General features: G+C 58.8%; 21 protein-coding genes. 5 read left to right on the top strand and 16 right to left on the bottom strand.

Features of this window, described 5'->3' with window-relative positions:
• Nucleotides 1-240 precede the first annotated feature (240 nt).
• Together EYC79_RS15645 and EYC79_RS15640 are read left to right on the top strand one after the other, a co-directional pair.
• Nucleotides 241-1,029, top strand: a complete 789-nt coding sequence (locus EYC79_RS15645; RefSeq protein ID WP_162692916.1) for an ABC transporter ATP-binding protein — start codon at nucleotides 241-243, stop codon at nucleotides 1,027-1,029.
• On the top strand, nucleotides 1,026-1,844 hold the full coding sequence (locus EYC79_RS15640) for an ABC transporter permease (RefSeq protein WP_130978562.1): 819 nt from the start codon (nucleotides 1,026-1,028) through the stop codon (nucleotides 1,842-1,844). Before EYC79_RS15645 ends, EYC79_RS15640 begins: the two co-directional genes overlap by 4 nt.
• 34 nt (nucleotides 1,845-1,878) lie before the next feature.
• Here the strand turns inward: EYC79_RS15640 and EYC79_RS15635 are convergent, their stop codons facing one another.
• The 10 genes from EYC79_RS15635 to EYC79_RS15590 form a co-directional block, all read right to left on the bottom strand.
• Nucleotides 1,879-2,820: a bifunctional helix-turn-helix transcriptional regulator/GNAT family N-acetyltransferase gene (locus EYC79_RS15635; RefSeq protein WP_130978561.1), complete on the bottom strand. Its 942-nt coding sequence runs from the start codon at nucleotides 2,818-2,820 to the stop codon at nucleotides 1,879-1,881.
• A gap of 64 nt (nucleotides 2,821-2,884) precedes the next feature.
• A complete protein-coding gene (locus EYC79_RS15630; RefSeq protein ID WP_130978560.1) occupies nucleotides 2,885-3,721 on the bottom strand; it encodes a mechanosensitive ion channel family protein in 837 nt (278 codons plus the stop codon).
• Between the two features lie 65 nt (nucleotides 3,722-3,786).
• Nucleotides 3,787-4,317: a tyrosine phosphatase family protein gene (locus EYC79_RS15625; RefSeq protein WP_130978559.1), complete on the bottom strand. Its 531-nt coding sequence runs from the start codon at nucleotides 4,315-4,317 to the stop codon at nucleotides 3,787-3,789.
• On the bottom strand, nucleotides 4,314-4,925 hold the full coding sequence (locus EYC79_RS15620; protein WP_130978558.1) for an HD domain-containing protein: 612 nt from the start codon (nucleotides 4,923-4,925) through the stop codon (nucleotides 4,314-4,316). The genes EYC79_RS15625 and EYC79_RS15620 overlap by 4 nt, the downstream gene beginning before the upstream one ends.
• Before the next feature lie 3 nt (nucleotides 4,926-4,928).
• On the bottom strand, nucleotides 4,929-5,777 hold the full coding sequence (gene ygfZ, locus EYC79_RS15615; RefSeq protein WP_130978557.1) for a CAF17-like 4Fe-4S cluster assembly/insertion protein YgfZ: 849 nt from the start codon (nucleotides 5,775-5,777) through the stop codon (nucleotides 4,929-4,931).
• A gap of 190 nt (nucleotides 5,778-5,967) precedes the next feature.
• On the bottom strand, nucleotides 5,968-6,717 hold the full coding sequence (locus tag EYC79_RS15610; protein ID WP_245495294.1) for a hypothetical protein: 750 nt from the start codon (nucleotides 6,715-6,717) through the stop codon (nucleotides 5,968-5,970).
• 14 nt (nucleotides 6,718-6,731) lie between these two features.
• Nucleotides 6,732-6,989, bottom strand: coding sequence for a hypothetical protein (locus EYC79_RS15605; protein WP_062425653.1), 258 nt, complete (start codon nucleotides 6,987-6,989; stop codon nucleotides 6,732-6,734).
• Between the two features lie 105 nt (nucleotides 6,990-7,094).
• Nucleotides 7,095-7,520: a TIGR02301 family protein gene (locus tag EYC79_RS15600; RefSeq protein WP_130978556.1), complete on the bottom strand. Its 426-nt coding sequence runs from the start codon at nucleotides 7,518-7,520 to the stop codon at nucleotides 7,095-7,097.
• 58 nt (nucleotides 7,521-7,578) lie between these two features.
• Entirely contained in the window at nucleotides 7,579-8,001 is a 423-nt protein-coding gene (locus tag EYC79_RS15595; protein ID WP_130978555.1) for an NUDIX hydrolase, read from the bottom strand.
• 36 nt (nucleotides 8,002-8,037) lie between these two features.
• Nucleotides 8,038-8,718, bottom strand: coding sequence for a glutathione S-transferase family protein (locus EYC79_RS15590; RefSeq protein WP_130978554.1), 681 nt, complete (start codon nucleotides 8,716-8,718; stop codon nucleotides 8,038-8,040).
• A gap of 148 nt (nucleotides 8,719-8,866) precedes the next feature.
• Here EYC79_RS15590 and EYC79_RS15585 point away from each other — a divergent pair, with 148 nt between their 5' ends.
• Together EYC79_RS15585 and EYC79_RS15580 are read left to right on the top strand one after the other, a co-directional pair.
• Nucleotides 8,867-9,190 (top strand): YnfA family protein, encoded by a 324-nt coding sequence (locus EYC79_RS15585; protein WP_130978553.1) that lies wholly within the window; start codon nucleotides 8,867-8,869, stop codon nucleotides 9,188-9,190.
• A gap of 4 nt (nucleotides 9,191-9,194) precedes the next feature.
• Nucleotides 9,195-9,950, top strand: a complete 756-nt coding sequence (locus tag EYC79_RS15580) for an SOS response-associated peptidase (protein WP_130978552.1) — start codon at nucleotides 9,195-9,197, stop codon at nucleotides 9,948-9,950.
• A 114-nt stretch (nucleotides 9,951-10,064) separates the two neighbouring features.
• Here EYC79_RS15580 and EYC79_RS23930 read toward each other — a convergent pair whose 3' ends face one another.
• The 5 genes from EYC79_RS23930 to EYC79_RS15560 all read right to left on the bottom strand — a co-directional run bounded on the left by EYC79_RS23930 (nucleotide 10,065) and on the right by EYC79_RS15560 (nucleotide 16,288).
• Nucleotides 10,065-10,199: a hypothetical protein gene (locus EYC79_RS23930; protein WP_272865808.1), complete on the bottom strand. Its 135-nt coding sequence runs from the start codon at nucleotides 10,197-10,199 to the stop codon at nucleotides 10,065-10,067.
• Nucleotides 10,200-10,403: 204 nt separating this feature from the next.
• Nucleotides 10,404-11,264, bottom strand: a complete 861-nt coding sequence (pssA, locus tag EYC79_RS15575) for a CDP-diacylglycerol--serine O-phosphatidyltransferase (protein WP_062425647.1) — start codon at nucleotides 11,262-11,264, stop codon at nucleotides 10,404-10,406.
• A gap of 23 nt (nucleotides 11,265-11,287) precedes the next feature.
• Nucleotides 11,288-11,986 (bottom strand): phosphatidylserine decarboxylase, encoded by a 699-nt coding sequence (locus EYC79_RS15570; protein ID WP_062437972.1) that lies wholly within the window; start codon nucleotides 11,984-11,986, stop codon nucleotides 11,288-11,290.
• Nucleotides 11,987-12,233: 247 nt separating this feature from the next.
• On the bottom strand, nucleotides 12,234-14,120 hold the full coding sequence (locus EYC79_RS15565; RefSeq protein WP_130978551.1) for an ABCB family ABC transporter ATP-binding protein/permease: 1,887 nt from the start codon (nucleotides 14,118-14,120) through the stop codon (nucleotides 12,234-12,236).
• A 116-nt stretch (nucleotides 14,121-14,236) separates the two neighbouring features.
• Nucleotides 14,237-16,288: a LysM peptidoglycan-binding domain-containing protein gene (locus EYC79_RS15560; RefSeq protein ID WP_130978550.1), complete on the bottom strand. Its 2,052-nt coding sequence runs from the start codon at nucleotides 16,286-16,288 to the stop codon at nucleotides 14,237-14,239.
• Between the two features lie 155 nt (nucleotides 16,289-16,443).
• Between EYC79_RS15560 and EYC79_RS15555 the strand changes: the two genes are divergently transcribed.
• Nucleotides 16,444-17,064, top strand: coding sequence for an LOG family protein (locus EYC79_RS15555; protein WP_111848008.1), 621 nt, complete (start codon nucleotides 16,444-16,446; stop codon nucleotides 17,062-17,064).
• 16 nt (nucleotides 17,065-17,080) lie between these two features.
• On the opposite strand, the gene rarD is transcribed toward EYC79_RS15555, so the two are convergent.
• Entirely contained in the window at nucleotides 17,081-17,995 is a 915-nt protein-coding gene (rarD, locus tag EYC79_RS15550) for an EamA family transporter RarD (protein ID WP_130978549.1), read from the bottom strand.
• Between the last annotated feature and the right edge of the window lie 49 nt (nucleotides 17,996-18,044).

Raw genomic sequence — 18,044 nt, 5'->3', positions numbered from 1 at the left:
GATGCATGGTCTACGCAAAACTGTGGAGCGGTTTTGCGATGACGACCGCGATAAACAAGGACCTAAAGCGCGAGCAGCAACTCTTAAAGATCGCGGCGCGCTTTAGAATAAGACGACTTAACGTTCGTCATGCTCGGGCGCGACCCGGAGCATCCATCCATGGGGCCGATCGCTCCATGGAGTTCGTCCCTCGCATGGGCGGCTATCACGCATTTTGGAATATAACAGGAACTTGGACATATGGCTCATCTGGTGGAAATCGACGGCGTCGACATGCGCTATGGCGGCGCTTCGGGAACGCTTGCCGTTTCGAACCTGACGCTGACGGTGGATCGCGGAGAATTCGCAGCCGTGGTCGGCCCATCGGGCTGCGGAAAATCGACGCTGATGAAACTCGTGACCGGGCTGCACATTCCCCAGCGTGGCAATGTGATCGTCGGCGGCAAGCAGGTGACCGAACCGGTCTCCATCGTCGGCATGGCCTTCCAGAACCCCACCATGCTGCCGTGGCGCACCACGCTCGAAAACATCCTTCTGCCGCTTGAGATCGTCGAGAAGCACCGCCGCAGGCTGCGCGCCCATAAGGCGGAGTATGTCGCCAAAGCCGAACGGCTGCTGGAGATCGTCGGGCTCAAAGGCTTCGGATCGAAGTACCCATGGCAGCTTTCCGGCGGTATGCAGCAGCGCGCCAATCTTTGCCGCGCGCTCATCCATGAGCCGGAACTTTTGATGCTGGACGAGCCGTTCGGCGCTCTCGATGCCTTCACCCGCGAGGAGCTGTGGTGCGTCATCCGCGATCTTCATGCCGTCCAGCGCGTGACGATCATTCTCGTTACCCATGATCTGCGCGAGGCAGTTTTCCTGGCGGACAAGATTTTCGTGATGAGCGCAAGGCCGGGCAGGGTGCTGGCGGAACACCGCGTACCATTCGAGCGGCCGCGCCAACTGTCCCTCATGTATGAAAAAGGCTTCAACGACATGGTTCAGGAACTGCACGGCGAAATCGCTCAGGCGAGGGTAGCGGCATGAGTGCGGTTGTCGAAGGTCAGGTCGTGGCAACGCCACCAAAGCCATTGATCGCCCGCGTCAATTGGGTCAAGGCAGCGCCATGGCTGTATACGCTGGCGCTCTTCGTCGCTTGGGAGCTGCTGGTCTATGCGCTGACGATGCCGCAGACTGTGCTGCCGTCGCCGACACGGGTGGGGCAGGCGGTCGTGCAATATTGGTCGCCGATCTGGAAAAACTCGCTGCAGACGCTCTATACGACGACGCTCGGCTTTGCCATCGCGGTGGTCGCGGGCCTTGGCATCGGCCTCTTCATCGGTTGGTCGAAAACCATCTATGCAGGCCTCTATCCGTTGATGATCGGCTTCAATGCCATCCCCAAAGTGGCGCTGGTTCCCGTTCTTGTCATCTGGTTCGGCATCGGAACGGTGCCAGCCGTGCTGACGGCCTTCCTGATTTCCTTCTTCCCCATCGTCGTCAATGTCGCGACCGGTCTTGCCACCATCGAGCCGGAAACCGAGGATGTGCTGCGCGCCCTCGGTGCCAAGAAGATGGACATCATGTTGAAAGTCGGCATTCCGCGCTGCATGCCCTATTTCTTCGGCTCACTGAAAATCGCCATCACGCTTGCCTTCGTCGGCTCTGTTGTGTCGGAGACTGTGGCGTCCAACTACGGCCTTGGCAACATGATGAGTTCGGCCCAGAGCCAGTTCAACGTACCACTGGTGTTCGCTGGCCTGCTCATGCTCGCGGTCGAAGGCATCGTCATGTATGCCATCATGGCTTGGGTGGAAAAACGCATGACCGGCTGGGCGCACCGCTCCACCATGGGGCAGTGAAGCAGGGAGAGCGGGCACGTGAGGCGGTGTTGGTTCACCGTCCCTCAGGTTTTGCTGGTCTGACGAACCTCTGCTCCAAAACCTTGCTGCCCCATTGCGATCCAGGGCGCTCCTCGGCAAGACTGAAGCTGCGGCTCTCATAGAGATGGCGGGCAGCCTCCAGGCCGGAAAAGGTCCAAAGATGCGTCTCTGTAAAGCTCTGAGCGTCCACAAAGGCGAGAGCGGTGTCGAGAAGCTGTTTTCCAACGCCGCTCCCTCGCGCTGAAACATTGACGATGAACCAGCGCAAATGCGCTTTTCCCGACCCCATATCTTCACCATCGATCGCGATGGAACCGATGATCTGGCCGTCTTGAATGGCCGTCCAGATAGCGTTTTTTGGATTGCCGAGACGATATCCGAACTCGGCCAGACCGCCGGCGACCACCGACTCGAATGCCTGTCCAAAGCCCGCTGTTCTGGCGTAGAAAAGCGCGTGTAATTCCGTGATGCGCGCCATGACCCCGGGCCTATAGCCCGACTGGATGGAGATGGCGGCAGGCGTGTGTGTCTGGGCCAACGCTTCGCCGTAAAGACGCAAGCCGTTCGAGACGATGTGTCGCTGCTCCGGTGTCAGTCGCTCGATTGCAGTTTGCACCTGTTGCCGGGCAAAATGATTGATCTGGCCAACCTGAGTTTTTCCAGCGGAGGTCAGTGAGAGACGTTTGACCCGATGGTCTTTCTCGCCGGAATCTTCATACACCCAGCCCGCATCGATCAGCTTGCGGAGCATTCTGCTGACACTGGATTTATCCATATGCAGAGCGTCGCCGATGTCACGTGCTGCCACGTCACCTTTTTCGATCTCCAGAAGGGCGTGAACGGACGACGGTGACAGGTCGGTACCTGCAAATCCCCGACCGGTAAAACCAAGCTCCCGCACCATTTTGCGGGAGTGGATACGGATTTCATCGACAATCTGTTCGGATAACGCCATGGTAGAAAACCGGAATTAGTTGCAATATGCAACGGTATTCCGATTGTCTGGGAAATGTCAAGGATCAGGGCGTTGGGGTAGATGTCTCTTCCGCCTTGACCTTTGCAGCGCGCTCATCGAAAGCGAGCTTCAATGCCTTCGTCATATCGCGTGTTGTCGCAAACCAGTTTGAACTCTGCGCCCAATAACGCAATTTAACGGTCGCGCTATCGGCACTGGCTGTATCGACGAAGGTAGCGGGTGCCGGGTCTAGCAGCACGCGGCTGTCACCCCGAGCAATTTGCAGCAGCATGTCCTGCGTCTCGGCAATGCTCTCACCCTTTGGTACCGTCACGCTCAATTCGTGGCGACGGGTTGGGAAACGGCTGTGATTGGTGATTGGCACGTTCCACAGTGTCGAATTCGGCGCAAGGCGATAGAGGCCGTCGCGGGTCTTCAGCTCAGTAGCAAAGAGGCCGATTTCGATGATGGTGCCGGAGACAGCACTCGTTTCGATATACTCGCCGACGCGAAACGGACGAAGAACAAGCAGCATGATGCCAGCTGCGATATTCTGCAACGTGCCCTGCAGTGCCAGACCGATGGCAAGACCTGCGGCACCGAGTGCTGCGAGGATGGAAGCCGTCTGAACTCCGAACTGGCCAAGCACCATGACCATGACCAGAATGAGCACCACATAGCGGATGGCGCCTGCGAAGAAGCCGGCAAGTGTTGCGTCGAAGCCGCGAATGCGGGAAAGACCCTGAAACGCCCAGCGCTGAAGAAATGCCGCGGCCAGCCAGCCAATGATGAGAAGAATAAGTGCGCCGATGACGGAGAAGGAATATTGCACCGCCAGGGCGCTCGCCTGCCTAAGCGCGGCCTGCGATGCCACGATGATATCCGTTGCCTGTTGTTCCATGGATCGTCCCTTGATGATCTTGCGGTTTCAGGATTGGTAACGATGGGTCCCGGCTCGGGTTCCCGTTAAATCGGGTCCATGTCGGTCAGCGGCAGGACGAATGGGACGTTCCCATCGGTATCGGCACCACGGCCGATCGCCTTGATTGCGCTCACCAATCGACCTTTTCGGTCAAGCAGCCTGTCGCCGATTTCGATGATGCGGGCATTGGGCGTGGCATAAGGCGACACGGTTCGAAGCCGCCGTGCCAGCGCCGTTTCATCCTGATCCGGATAGAGCGCAAGTGCGGCAACAACGGCCGCTGCAGGCGAGCGGGACACGCCCATCCAGCAATGGATCAGAAGCGGTACTGACTGATCCCATTCCCGGGCAAATTCGATCAGCCGCAGAACATGGGCGTCATCCGGCGCGATCAGCGTATCGTTCCCCTTGAAGGCGATGTCGTTCATCTCCAGCGTCAGATGCCGCTCGGCAGCTATCACGGCTGGGCGATGAAAGGCCTGCTCCTTCGCAATCAGAGTGATCATTTCACGCGCCTTGTGGCGAACGGCCATTTCTCCGATGCGGGACAGAGGCGAGACGACGATTGCAGTCATGGTGAAGCCTTACGCAGTGCTTCGATGGCCTCGAAGCGTTCGATGAAACGGCGTTGCGCCTCAAGTGCCGGAACTGGATCGATAGCGATCATGTCACGGCTGATGCCGCGCGGCAGGCCGAAGAATTTCTGGGCTTCCGCGAGCGAAAAGCCCGCAAGCTCCGTCGCCTCGAAGAAGGCCGCGACCGTATCCGCCTTCTTGATGCGGTCTTTCAGCTCTCGTGTGGGGTGAGGCGGCAGCGAAAAGCGCAGGTGGATGGCGGCTTCCAGCCGGGCTTCCACACTCTTGTAGCCGCCGCCGACGACGGATTTGAAAGGAGAGATCATGTCGCCGATCACATATTCCGGCGCATCGTGCAGCAGCGCCATCAGGATGTCGTCCGGCGAAGCGGAGGCGTTCAGATGATAGAAAATCGCTTCGACGATGAGGCTATGCTGCGCCACGGAGAATGCATGGTCGCCACGCGTCTGACCGTTCCAACGCGCCACGCGCGCCAGACCATGAGCGATATCGGCAAGTTCGACATCGAGAGGAGAGGGATCGAGAAGGTCGAGACGCCTGCCGGACAGCATGCGTTGCCATGCACGCGGAGCCTTGGAAGGTGCCACCGCTTAATCCTCGGCGCCGACAAGCGGATCGACGGAAGGAAAGCTCAGGCCGGTCCAGGCCGGCAAAGCGACGGTGACGGTCGTGTCTCCAGCGGCCATCACACTGCCTGATGCCATAACGTCCGCAGCCCGGTCGATACGGATGATGGCAAGGCCCTGGTTGCCGATGACGGTGCCGAGGGCCCCCATCGGTTTGCCGCCTGCCATGATCTCGGTGCCGGAAGGCGGAAGGGCGCTCGCCGCAGAGACAAGCACGACGCGACGGCGCGCCGTGCCGCGATGTTTCATGCGCGAGACGACTTCCTGTCCGACAAAGCAGCCTTTTCTGAAGGACACACCGTCATTCACATCCATCAGCACATCATGCGGAAAGGCATCCTGAAGCGCGTAGTCGCACCCTGACTCGGCAATTCCGTTGGCGATGCGCAGGGCATCATAACCAGAAACGTCGCCATCGGCGGATTGTCCAGGCACGCGATAGAGCGTTACGCCAGCCTTGGCAAAGCGACCGTCGGTGACACCGTGCTTCGGTGCCTCTTCGTCCCAGTAGACACTGACACCTTCGATGTCTTCGCCTTTGAGATCGACGGCAGCGCGCAGCTTGTACATGGTGAGACGGCGCAGCAGTGCTTCCTGTTGGTCCGCACTCGTTTCCAGGCGATAATCCGTCCCGTCGCGCGAAACCAGAAAGTCGAACAGGATCTTCCCCTGTGGGGTCAACAGGGCGCCTGCGCGCGCTTCTGTCGGTCCAAGCAATTCCAGATCTGTCGTGATGAGATTTTGCAGGAAGTCGGACGCGGCTTCGCCGCCGATGCGGATAAAACGACGGGTGGCTAAAAAGGCGGAGGACATGGCACTACCGTTCGGCTGGGTTCACCCACAGCATCGGCTTGAAATCGGGACCGATCTTCGCAAAAGCACGCTGCGTGGCTTCAAAAACTGAGAGCGTCCCTTGTTGACCCGAAAGCACGAAAAGGGGACGCTCTAGAGTTAGGATTTTTGCTGCGCAAGGGCAAGCACCTGAGTCCGGTTGGACGCCCGATCAGTCGCCGGCGCCGAAAAACTTCCATTGCCCGTCGGGTGAAATGCCGATGCGATAGAAGCTGTAATTGCCGTATTCCTGCATGTCGGCCAGATCCCCGGCGGTGATGATGCGCAGCAGGTCCACCTTTTCCGGCTTGGTCAGCGTGGTGAGCGACTTGCCAGCGAAGTAGGGGAAGACATACATCTCATCCGGCGTGCCGGCATCCACACGGGCGTAGCCGGTAGAGAGCAGGTCGAGGATGATCGCCAGCACTTCCAGCCCTTCCGGATCACCGGAGAAGCTCTTCAGCGCAGCAATAGGATCGTTTCCTTCGCCGTCAACGCGTGTCTGGTTCGGACCGGCATTGATCAGCGGTCGCAGCTTTTCGATGTCACCGGTGGAAGCCGCGTCAATAATCAACTGACGCAGACGACGCACCGGCTCTGGCGCCTTGCTGATATCATGCTCGATCTGTGCGGAAATTTGCGGCGCATCGTTTTGCTCTGGTGCGGCCTGCTGTTGTCCGCCCTGGCGGTTCACCAACGGATCCGGCATCGGAATGCCATCGGGGCCCTCATCGACCTGCGCCGGTTCCGACGCCTTGGGCGCGTCGGATGCCTGGGCCTGTTCGGTCTGGCCGCCTGGGCCGGGCTTCAACTCAGAGAGAGCAAAGGCCGAGTGCGGCAGGGCTGTGGCGGAAACCACGGCAGAAAAAACAGCAGCAAACGCGGCGGAAGACCGCGCGGTGTCATGACGGAAAAACAGCATCGATAAACTCCCGCTTACTGGATGATCCGCTGCGGGGAAAATTCGCCGGCGAGCATGCGCTGGCGTAGTGATTCGAGCATGGCCTCTGCGCCGGCTTCGCCATGCATGCGAATGGTTTCGCGCATGGCCAAGGCAATAGCGGCATCTGCGATGATCTCCGGCTCGATGCCATCGGCCATACCATCGGCCCAGGCTTCGTTTTGATGTTCCAGAGCGACCTGCATCTTTTCATGCGCGATCATATCGTGGATTTCGTTACGGCTCGTTTGCATATTTCATCCTCGACAGGGCGTTCAAGTCGTTACCACCCTGTTAACAACTCTAACAGTCTTTTATCAAAACGGCACGCCCCACGGCGAAAAGAGGTTAACAATCCTCTAATTTCCGAACCGGGACGTGATTTCTTGTGCGAGTGTTGCGCCTTCGTTACGGTATTTCTCTTCTGCCGAGAGTGCGGCAGGTGTGCAACTGGTATGGACGGCGGCAAAGGTGCGATATCCGCGGTTGAATGCGGCGGTCATTCGCTGCTTGCGCTGCGGTTCGTTTGCCGTATCCGCCGCCAGAATATCGCCCATCGCCTTGCGCCATTCCTGCGGTCCCGTGGAGGGGCAGAGCGTGCGCAGATATTGCACCGCACCCAGAATTTCCGACAGTCGCGCCAGCTTGTCGTCATAGGGGGCTGGCTTGCTTTCCTGAGGTGGCGGTGCAGGAGGCTGCGGTGGTTTTTGGCTGGCAGCATAGGAGGAAACGGGCATGGCCACGCTCACCAACAGTGCTGACAAAAAACAAATCCGTCGACCCATGACTTTACGCGCAACCCAACATCGACTCGTGACACACCTCGCCCAGATAGCTGTGATTCTACTGTTCATGCAACTGGCCTAAAAGGCGCTCTGCGCATTCGACGACACTTTCGGGTGCGGGAAGGCGGCGTATTTCCTCAAGCGTAAACCACCCGGCATCGGCCGCATCGTCCGCAGCAAGGGCCGCGGCCTGCTCATCCGCTTCCACCAGGAATACCGACAGCAGGAAGTGGCTGGTCAGTTGCCCCGCGCTGTCGCGCGACGGCAGATCATAGGTGGCGAAAAGCTGTGGATGACGGGCGACGATCCCGGTCTCCTCCTGCAACTCGCGAAGAGCAGTATCCGCCGGCGTCTCGCCAGGCTCGCCGCGGCCGCCCGGGAAGGCGAACATATCCTGCGATGGCGGGTTGATACGACGCACCAGCAACAATCGGTCGCCACGCTTGATGATGGCGGAAGATGCGGGCTGGGGAAGAAGCATGCGGTTTCCTTCAAGAATCTGCTCCTTATTATGCAGTCAACCTTGCAGGAAACGTGGCGGCATCGTCTCCCTGTAGGGAAAATACTGAAAATACGGGCGCGCCTCATCAATGACCCGCTTGACGGAGTGCCGTGAAACCAGCCGCTCGAAGTAGTCGCGGGTGTTTCTAAGGTCATCATTGAACGGATGAACGATCGACCCATAAAAGAGCGCCGGAACGGCCGCGCAATCCGCCATCGAAAACGTTGGGCTTGCAACCCATTGACGGTCTGCAAGGTGTTGCTCGAGAACGCCGTAGGCCTTGTCGATGGTCGCATGCGCCTCTGACACGCCATGCGGGTCAAGAGAACCTTCGGGACGCAGACGTTCCCCAACAATACGTTGCATAGGCTGGTGGATGTAGAGGTCGAAAAACCGGTCCCAGAGCCGCACTTGGAGCTGTTCGCCCGCATCTTGCGGCAGGAGGCCGCAATGAACCGGATGATGGATGTTGATGTACTCGATGATGATGCTGCTTTCCGGCAGGATTACGTTGGATTCCACATCCTGCAACACGGGCATCTTCCCCATCGGCGATTTCTCGAAGAACGCCGCTCTTGAATCAGAATTGGAGAAATCGACGATAACCGACTCAAAAGATGTGCCGTTTTCATAAAGCGCCACAAGCACCTTGTGACAGAAGGACGAGAGGGGATGCATGTAGAGCTTCAGGGTCATGTAACCTCTCCTTGAGGTGAAGGAAACTGTGGCTGGATGCTCGGTAGGCCTAAGGAGAATGCACGAAGGTCGTGGTTTTCGCTATGATGCGCCGACGGATTCGAACAGTCCACCGTGATGCTGCCGGAAGCAGGTGCAGGAAACAGGCATGAAACTCACTCTCGTCTACGTAATGGCAGCGCTTGCTGAAATTGCCGGCTGTTTTGCCTTTTGGGCGTGGCTGCGCATGGGCAAATCGGTGGCGTGGTTGATACCTGGGATGGTGTCGCTTGCGGCTTTCGCCTGGCTTTTGACACTTGTGCCGACCGATGCCGCCGGCAGGGCCTATGCTGCCTATGGCGGGATTTATATCGTGGCGTCCTTGCTATGGCTTTGGATCGTGGAACGTCATGCGCCGGATCGTTGGGACCTGGCGGGCGGCGTGGTTTGCCTGGCGGGCGCCTCGCTTATTCTGTTTGCGCCGAGAGGATAGGCTTATGTGCGGTCGCTTCGTTTTGAAGGCCACGCCGGAAGAGATTGCCGACTATCTCGATCTGATAGGGCTGGAGGATTTTCCACCGCGTTTCAACATCGCACCGACGCAGCCGATCCTCATCATCGTCGAAGGTGAACGGCAGGAGTTGGGAAGCAATCTGCCCAACCGTCAGGCCATGCTCGTGCGCTGGGGCTTTATGCCGGGTTGGGTGAAAGACCCCAAGACCTTCCCGCTTCTGATTAATGCCCGCTCCGAAACAGCCATCGGCAAGGCCTCATTCCGCGCTGCCATGCGCCACCGCCGCATCCTGATCCCGGCAAGCGGATTTTACGAATGGAAGCGACCGGCCAAAGAAGATGGCGGGAAGCCGCAGGCCTATTATATCAGACCAAAGCGCGGCGGCATCGTCGCCTTCGCCGGATTGATGGAAACGTGGTCCTCTGCTGATGGATCGGAAGTCGATACGGGCGCGATCCTCACCACTGCAGCCAATACCTCCATGTCGCGTGTCCATGACCGGATGCCGGTGGTGATTGCGCCGGAGGATTTCAGCCGCTGGCTGGATTGCAAGACGCAGGAGCCACGCGAGGTTTCGAGCCTGATGCGGGCAGCAGATGAGGACTTTTTCGAAATGATCCCGGTGTCGGATAAAGTGAACAAGGTCGCCAATGTCGGTCCTGATCTGATCGCACCGGTAGAGGGGGCAGCACCTCTTGCTCCGGTCAAGGAAAAGAGCGGGCAACTGTCGTTGTTTTAAACAACGGATACGCTTCTTGCAGGTCGCGCCCTGACGTCAAAAATGAAAATGGCGCCCAAAAGCGCCACTTGCAAAGTCGGCAGGCCCCACATTGCCTGCTAAATATGAAAGAGATCAGGCAGTCTTTGCCTGCTTGGGTTTGCGCGCCACCATCATGGCGGCAGCTGCCACAGCCTTCAGGCCGAGCGGCTGATAATGCGCCTTCAAATCCGGCTTTGCCGGCATCTCGATTTTCTTCGTTTCAGTCATTCCACCCTCCGCAGATCGCTTGCTAGGCCCATGATTCGTCGGCCTTTCTGACAAGCTCTCTCGGGGTCAATCGTGACGAATTCGAGGCGGATTCAATCAATTGAAAATTGCAGACTGCGACATTTCGTGTTCGGGATCGCCTGAAAAAAGACGGACGTTAAACCATCCGTTGTCACGGCAAGAATGATCCGGTCTCGTCAAAAATCAGATGCCGCGGTCGAGACCGTCGCCGCTGTCACCATGGTCATGCTCTTCGATCGTCAACGTTCCATAGCGCTTGTGCCAGATACGAGCACTGAAGGGCAGGAAGGTCAGATAGGCGAGCACGGTGAGGATCAGGATTTCCCAGGTGAAGCTCATCAAGAGCGCTACATAGAGCACCACGATCAGAATCGCTGGAAGCACGAGATCGCGGCGGATACGGCTTTCCGATTTACCCGACCAGACGGGGAGGCGGCTGATCAGCAGATAACCGATCAACACCGTGTAGGCGGCAGCGATGTGAGCGAATGTCCTGCTCGGCTCAACGCCGATAAAACCGATATAGACGGGAAGCAGCACCAGCATCGCACCCATGGGTGCGGGGACACCGACGAAGAACTCGTTTTGCCAGGGCGCCTTGACCTCACGCTCGATCATCACATTGAAGCGCGCCAGGCGCAGTCCGGCAGCAATCACGTAGATGAGGGCCGCAATCCAGCCAAGCGAGCGGGCCTGATCAAGGAGATAGGCGTAGACGACGAGGGCAGGGGCAACGCCGAAATTGACAATGTCGGCCAGCGAATCCATCTGCGCGCCGAACTTGGACGTCGCCTTCATCATGCGCGCCAGGCGTCCGTCGATGCCGTCGAGGAAGGCGGCGAGCAGCACCATGGCAACTGCAAGCTCGAAGCGGCCTTCAAAGGCAAGACGAACGCCGCTGAGGCCCGCGCAGATCGCCAGCACGGTGACAAGGTTTGGGATGACGAGACGAAGCGGAATTTCGCGAAGCCTCGGGCCTCGTCCACTATCCTGACTGACCTCGTGCTTACCGTTGATGCCTGGCTGCGGCGCTGGCTCGTCCATCGAACGCTCTCCCTGATGTGTCATCAGCCGCGGCGGCTGATGACGGCTCCCTTGGCAGAGCCGAATTCGGCGAGAACGGTTTCACCGGCAATCGCCGTCTGACCGACGGATACCCGCGGAGAGAAACCTTCCGGCAGGAAAATATCGAGGCGGGAACCGAAGCGGATGAGACCGAAGCGCTCGCCGGCATCGACCGGTTCGTTCGGCTTGACCCAGCAGACGATGCGACGCGCGACCATACCGGCAATCTGCACGACGCCGACGCGGCCATGTGCGGTTTCGATCACGAGACCGTTGCGCTCATTATCTTCGGATGCCTTGTCGAGATCGGCATTGAGGAAGAGGCCCGGGCGATAGGCGACATTGACGATGCGTCCACGCACCGGCGAGCGGTTTACGTGGCAGTTGAACACGTTCATGAACACTGAAACGCGTACCATCGGCTCTTTGCCGAGTTCCAGTTCCAGTGGTGGAACCACAGTCTGGATCGCCGATACAGTACCATCGGCCGGGCTAATGATCAGCTCGTCATCCTGAGGCGTGACGCGCTCAGGATCGCGGAAGAAGTAGGCGCACCAGGCGGTCAGAACCATGCCGATCCAGAAAAGAGGTTCGGCGATCCAGCCGAGCACCAGCGATGCCACGAAGAAGGCGGCGACAAAAATGTAGCCTTCCTTGTGGATCGGAACGAGGGTGTTACGAATGGTATCGAACAGGTTCATTGGTCTTTCTTCTCCGAAATTTCTTTATCGGCCTTTGCGATATGCGCGACGAAGGGCGCTCCCACTGGGACCTCGATTTGCCTGCACGCCCGAGGGCGAAAACTTGGCTCGTTCCTGCAAGACATGCACCATATAGTCGTTTCTCGACAATATTCACGTCTCAAGGCGACAAAACACGCATAGGTGACTACAGGCAAACCGCGTCACGAGCAATGGTGCGCAGCGGCTGGGCCGGTTTATACCGAGGTCAATGCGCGGGTTCGCCGCGATCCACGACGCCAAGGTCGTCCTTCTCGCGAACTTCCCGAAGCCTTTCCTCGGCCTGGATCGCTTCGCGCTGACGGCTCCACATCGAGGCGTAGAGGCCACCGGCCAGCATCAACGACGAATGGGTGCCCCGCTCGGCGATGTTTCCATCCTTCAGCACGATGATCTCGTCCGCACCAATCACGGTGGAGAGGCGGTGAGCGATCACCAACGTGGTACGGTTTTGCGAGACCACATCCAAGGCGCTTTGAATTTCCTGTTCCGTATGGGTATCGAGCGCCGATGTCGCCTCGTCGAGGATAAGGATCGGTGGGGCCTTCAATATGGTGCGAGCAATCGCAACACGCTGCTTCTCGCCGCCGGAAAGCTTCAGGCCGCGCTCGCCGACCATGGTCTGAAACCCGTCGGGCAACTTGCTGATAAAGCCGCTGATCTGCGCGGCATTGGCGGCAGCCGTGACATCGGCGTCAGGTGCGTCGGGACGTCCATAGCGAATGTTATAGGCCAGAGTGTCGTTGAACAGCACCGTATCCTGCGGGACCATGCCGACCACCGCGCGCAGGCTCTTCTGCGTCACGTCGCGAATGTCCTGGCCGTCAATGGTGATCGAACCGCTCTGGATATCGTAGAAGCGATAGAGCAGGCGGGAGATCGTCGATTTGCCCGCTCCGGACGGTCCGACAATCGCGATCGTCTTACCCGCCGGCACATCGAAGGAGATGCCCTTGAGGATCGGACGCTCGGGATCGTAGGAAAACTGCACGTCCTTAAAGCTGACAGCGCCCGCACCGATTTGGAGCGGCTTGGCATCCGGTGCATCCACAACCTCCGCCTCGACTTCTAGAAGATCGAACATCTGCTCGATATCCGTCAGACCCTGGCGGATTTCGCGATAGACGAAGCCGATGAAGTTGAGCGGCACGGAAAGCTGGAGAAGCAGCGCGTTGATGAAGACGAAGTCGCCAATGGTCTGTTCGCCACGCTGAACCGCGAGCGCCGACATCACCATCATCACGAGCGAACCAAGACCGAAGATGACGCCTTGGCCGAAGTTGAGCCAGCCGAGCGACGTCCAAATGGCGACGGCGGATTTCTCATAGCGCGCCATGGAGGCATCGAAGCGCTGGGCTTCCATGTCTTCATTGCCGAAATATTTCACCGTTTCGAAGTTGAGAAGCGAGTCGATCGCCTTGGTGTTGGCGTCGGTATCGCTGTCATTCATCGACCGGCGAATGGAAATGCGCCAGTTGCTGGCTTTGACCGTAAACCAGATATAGGCCCAGACGGTCACGACGGTGACGAAGACATACCAGAAGCCGTAGGACACCCAGAAGATCGCCGCCGTCAGCAGGAATTCGATGAATGTCGGGGCGGTGTTGAGAATGGTAAAACGCACGATGGTTTCGATGCCCTTCGTGCCGCGCTCGATGATGCGTGAAAGACCGCCCGTCTTGCGCTCGAGATGAAAGCGCAGCGATAGCTGGTGCATATGCACGAAGGTCTTGTAGGCAAGCTGGCGCACCGCGTGCTGACCAACGCTGGCAAAGAGCGAATCCCGAAGCTGGTTGAAGCCGATCTGGATAATGCGGGTAATGTTATAGGCGATGACCAGCGCAACCGCACCCAGCAGGAAGACGGGCAGCAGCCCCGCCATATCGACCTTGCCATTCAGTGCATCGGTCGCCCATTTGAAGAAATAGGGAACGGAGATCAGCACCAGTTTGGCAACGAGCAGGAAGAAGGTTGCCCAGACCACTCGCATCTTCAGATCGGGTCTGCCCTCGGGCCACATATAGGGCCATAGGTTGACAATGGTCTGCATCGGATTGCTGGAATCCGCTGAAATCGTCTTCTTCTTGTCGGCCATGCTCTGCTCCGGCGTCTGCCGGGATGCAGACAGCAAGACGGCGGCCCTGATGAGCCGCCGTTGTCTAAATTAGATAGTGTCCTCACAGGGCATTTGCAATGCCTTGGGTCCTATTCTTACCGCGTCTTCAACCGGTTGCGGTGGATCTCTTCGGCATTTGGTAGCGCCTTTTCCGGTACGTCGAAAATCTGGCCTGGCTCGATCAGGTCCGGGTTCTGGATTTGCTGCTGATTGGCAAGGTAGATGGTGGTGTAACGCACGCCCTGACCATAGACGCGGCGCGAAATCTGCCACAGCGTATCGCCGCGACGAATGATCACCGCGCTGTCGCTATGCGCAAGCGGCGCCTGTTCGAAGGTCTTTGTGCCGGACGCGTCGGTAGCCGGAGTGCCAGCATTCGCCGGCGCAGATATTGTGGGGGCTGCTGCATTCAGCTCCTCGAAACGAGCTGTCAGGCCTGAAATGGCCTTACCGACAGCCACGACATCGCTTGGCAGTGCTTCCACGAGCGAGAGCAGGGAACGCGCCTTGTGAGAGATGCCTGCAACGAATGCGGTAAAGGCCGGGTCGGCAGACGCCGCGGTGCGGAACTCCGAAAGCGAACGAAGCGCGATAACCGTTGCAGACTTTGCTGCCGCAACCTCGTCCAGCGTCGGTGTCTTGCCGTCCTTAAAGAGACCGGACAGGATACCAAAGGCCTTCGACACTTCCGTGCGCAGCGCTTCGAACGCAGCCTGATCGGTGACCGCGGCCGGAGCCTTGCCGGATGCGGTCGCGTTCTGCTGGGTGGCAGGTGCGCCGGATGGCTGCATGGCAACCGTGGCCTGATCCGTCTCCGGGCGGGAGAACGGCACGCGCACACGCACGGTCACCTTGCCAGACGCATCGAGCGCTTCCGCCGTGATGATGTGGCTGCCGACCGAAAGCTGGATGTCGCCTTCTACAACAAAGCTGCCGGAAGCTTCTGCCTTGCTTTCGCCAACACGGGTATCGTCCACCAGAGCGCGGATCGTGGTGCCCGCGGGTGCGGAGCCGGCGATGTAAATTTTTGAGCCATCGAACTCGACGGCGGTGACGCGCACGGACGCAGTTTCAGGTGCGGCGTTGGCCGGCGCGGCATTGCCGCTCTGCGCGGCGTTCGCAGGCGTTTGTGTGCCGTCTGCAGCCCGTTGTGTGGCCTGCGCTTGCAGGGCAGGCGGAGCGGCTTCCGGCATGGTCAGAACGCGGCTGGCCTTGCCAGGTGTCGTAACCATGGCAAGCAGGTCGCCGTTCTTCTGGGCGGGGACCGACACGGTCGCCACTTCACTGGACTCGGAGACTTTGCCGTCCTTGCCGGTTGCGCGCAGCACCAGTTCATGGTTGCCGGGGGGGAGTGGATTGTCGAGAACGGCTGCGAAATCGCCGCTGCCCTCAACCGGTGTCTTGGCGATAACCTCGCCCTTGTTGACGATTTCAAGCTGCGAACCCGGTTGCGCCTTGCCGGCAATCACCGCCGAACCATCCGGCTCGACGCGCAAAACGTCGAATGTCGGAAGCTGGGCCGCATCGCCCGTGGTTGTCGGTGCCGATGGTGTTGCGGGCTGTGCAGGCGTCTGGGTCGGCTGAGGGGCGGCGGCAGGCACCTCTGTCCGAGGTGCGCCATCATCCGTCCCGGCGAACACGCCAGCAAGACGGCGGACTTGAGCTGCGGCCGCTGCGGCATCTGTCGGCAAGCTGCGAAGATAGGCCGTGGTCCGCTCGGCTGCCGTACGCGCAGTGGTGATCAGACGCGAGGTGGTCTCATCGAGCGATTCCGGAATGTCGATGTTTTCCAACTCGCGAAGCGAGTCTTCGACCTGCTTGCGGGCAGCAGCAAACTCTTCATTGGAGGGCACCTTGCTGTCGGCAAAGAGGTTGCTCATGTCCTTGATGGACTTGTTGGCGGATTCCGCCAGGCGGCCAACCTTTTCGGCAATATTGGTCGTGTCCTTGGCGGCATCCGACAGAAGATCGCCCGCCTTTTCACTGCCCATCTCAACGCTGTTCTTGACGGCATTGCTGGCTTCGTTGATGGCGTCACCGATCGGCTTGTCATCACCGGACATGCGAGGAAGAACGAAGAAGACCATGAGCAGCGTGGCAATGCCGAGCACGACAAGCGCCAACAATCCAGCTCTTTTATTTTTCATTATGTGTCTCCAGATCATTCTTCGCAATATTATCGTGGATTGCTAGCGTTTTAGCGCTTTTCATACAAGCGTCACCTCCGCCAAAGCGCTGCGTTTGTCGTATCTTCCCCCAAAATTTCTTGACGGAATTGACCCTGCGTAGTTCGGTGCCGGCCATGACACATGAAAACCATTCGATTCGATCCATCTGCGTCTATTGCGGCTCTCAGCCCGGGCGCGATCCCGCCTATATGGAAGCAGGCCGCAACCTTGGGAAATCCCTGGCCGAAAACGGCATTCGCCTCGTCTATGGTGGCGGCACCAAGGGCATCATGGGTGCGGTCGCAAGCGGCGTTCTATCAAACGGCGGCGAAGTAACGGGCATCATACCCGAGTTTCTCGTGGATATGGAAGCGACACGCCATTCTCTTGGCCAATTGAACGAACTTGTGATCACCAAGGACATGCATGAGCGCAAGCACATGATGTTCGAGCGCGCGGATGCCTTCGTCACTTTGCCCGGCGGTATCGGCACCGTGGAAGAGATCGTCGAGATCATGACCTGGGCGCAGCTTGGTCGTCACGCCAAGCCCATGGTCTTCGCCAATATCAACGGTTTCTGGGACCCTATGCTGGAGCTGATCCGCCATATGCGCGACCAGGGCTTCATCCACCGCGCTCATTTGCTGAACCCGCTGGTGATCGACCGGATCGACGATATCGTACCGGCCATCATCGAGCGTGCCGTGTCACAGCAAAATCCGGAAGGCGATCCTTCGGTGATTGCGAAGCTTTAAAGCTTAACGCTGCCGGTCATCCGGCAGCTCTGCCTTTCATCAGGCTCGGCAGGGTATAGACCGCCAGTGCCGCCCAGATCATCGCGAAGGCAATCATGCGCACCATGTCGAAGGGTTCCTTGAAGACGAAAACCGCAATGACGAAGATCATCGATGGTGCGATATACTGCATGATGCCGATGGTGGAGAGCTTCAAGAGCTTGGCACCATTGCCATAGAAGATCAGAGGAACGGCGGTGATGAGTCCGCTTGCCGCCAGAAGCCAGCTATCCTGGGCCGTGCCCGCGAAAAAATGTCCTTGCCCGGTGAAGGCCAGATAAACGATGAAGGCAAGGGCGGGCGGAGTCAGCAGCAGCACCTCCAACAGGAAGCCCTGCGTCGGCCCGATCGGCAGCGTCTTGCGGAAGAAGGCGTAAAAGCCCCAGGATACTGTCAGCGCGAGCGCCACCCAAGGCAGGCCACCGGCATTCCATGTCAAAAGCGCCACGGCAATCGCAACCAGCGAAATGGCAGCGATCTGCATGCGACTGAGCTTTTCCTTCAGGATCAAGGCGCCGAGAAGGATGCTGAACAGCGGATTGATGAAGTAGCCGAGTGCAGCATCCAGCGCGTGACCCGAGCCGATAGCCCAGATGTAGATGCCCCAGTTGACGCTGATCAGCGATGCGGTGAGGCAGGCCATGGCAAGCATGCGAGGCGTGGTCAGCGCCTGGCGGATTTCGGCGGTTCGACCGAGCACGATCAGCACAATGGCTGCAATCGGTACTGACCAGACGACGCGATGAACGATGACCTCGAGCGGCGAGATATGCGCTACGGCCTTCATGTAAAAGGGCAGGAATCCCCAAAGAAGATAGGCCGTCAGTGCGTAGACGAAGCCACGGACGCTATCGCCCGCCTGGGGAGCCTGAATGGTGGGGTTCATTGCCATGGGAATACTGCCAATATGATCGGGGTCTCTTCGCAGTATTCCCCTTTGG

Source organism: Agrobacterium cavarae, assembly GCF_004310285.1.
Taxonomy (GTDB): Bacteria; Pseudomonadota; Alphaproteobacteria; order Rhizobiales; family Rhizobiaceae; genus Agrobacterium; species Agrobacterium cavarae.
The sequence above is the reverse complement of the archived record's forward strand: the minus strand, read 5'-3'. Positions and strand labels throughout refer to the sequence as shown.

Coding starts and splice junctions, on each gene's coding strand:
- EYC79_RS15645 (WP_162692916.1), top strand. CDS start 241: ATGGCTCATCTGGTGGAAATCGACGGCGTCGACATGCGCTATGGCGGC.
- EYC79_RS15640 (WP_130978562.1), top strand. CDS start 1,026: ATGAGTGCGGTTGTCGAAGGTCAGGTCGTGGCAACGCCACCAAAGCCA.
- EYC79_RS15635 (WP_130978561.1), bottom strand. CDS start 2,820: ATGGCGTTATCCGAACAGATTGTCGATGAAATCCGTATCCACTCCCGC.
- EYC79_RS15630 (WP_130978560.1), bottom strand. CDS start 3,721: ATGGAACAACAGGCAACGGATATCATCGTGGCATCGCAGGCCGCGCTT.
- EYC79_RS15625 (WP_130978559.1), bottom strand. CDS start 4,317: ATGACTGCAATCGTCGTCTCGCCTCTGTCCCGCATCGGAGAAATGGCC.
- ygfZ (WP_130978557.1), bottom strand. CDS start 5,777: ATGTCCTCCGCCTTTTTAGCCACCCGTCGTTTTATCCGCATCGGCGGC.
- EYC79_RS15610 (WP_245495294.1), bottom strand. CDS start 6,717: ATGCTGTTTTTCCGTCATGACACCGCGCGGTCTTCCGCCGCGTTTGCT.
- EYC79_RS15605 (WP_062425653.1), bottom strand. CDS start 6,989: ATGCAAACGAGCCGTAACGAAATCCACGATATGATCGCGCATGAAAAG.
- EYC79_RS15600 (WP_130978556.1), bottom strand. CDS start 7,520: ATGGGTCGACGGATTTGTTTTTTGTCAGCACTGTTGGTGAGCGTGGCC.
- EYC79_RS15595 (WP_130978555.1), bottom strand. CDS start 8,001: ATGCTTCTTCCCCAGCCCGCATCTTCCGCCATCATCAAGCGTGGCGAC.
- EYC79_RS15590 (WP_130978554.1), bottom strand. CDS start 8,718: ATGACCCTGAAGCTCTACATGCATCCCCTCTCGTCCTTCTGTCACAAG.
- EYC79_RS15585 (WP_130978553.1), top strand. CDS start 8,867: ATGAAACTCACTCTCGTCTACGTAATGGCAGCGCTTGCTGAAATTGCC.
- EYC79_RS15580 (WP_130978552.1), top strand. CDS start 9,195: ATGTGCGGTCGCTTCGTTTTGAAGGCCACGCCGGAAGAGATTGCCGAC.
- EYC79_RS23930 (WP_272865808.1), bottom strand. CDS start 10,199: ATGACTGAAACGAAGAAAATCGAGATGCCGGCAAAGCCGGATTTGAAG.
- pssA (WP_062425647.1), bottom strand. CDS start 11,264: ATGGACGAGCCAGCGCCGCAGCCAGGCATCAACGGTAAGCACGAGGTC.
- EYC79_RS15570 (WP_062437972.1), bottom strand. CDS start 11,986: ATGAACCTGTTCGATACCATTCGTAACACCCTCGTTCCGATCCACAAG.
- EYC79_RS15565 (WP_130978551.1), bottom strand. CDS start 14,120: ATGGCCGACAAGAAGAAGACGATTTCAGCGGATTCCAGCAATCCGATG.
- EYC79_RS15560 (WP_130978550.1), bottom strand. CDS start 16,288: ATGAAAAATAAAAGAGCTGGATTGTTGGCGCTTGTCGTGCTCGGCATT.
- EYC79_RS15555 (WP_111848008.1), top strand. CDS start 16,444: ATGACACATGAAAACCATTCGATTCGATCCATCTGCGTCTATTGCGGC.
- rarD (WP_130978549.1), bottom strand. CDS start 17,995: ATGGCAATGAACCCCACCATTCAGGCTCCCCAGGCGGGCGATAGCGTC.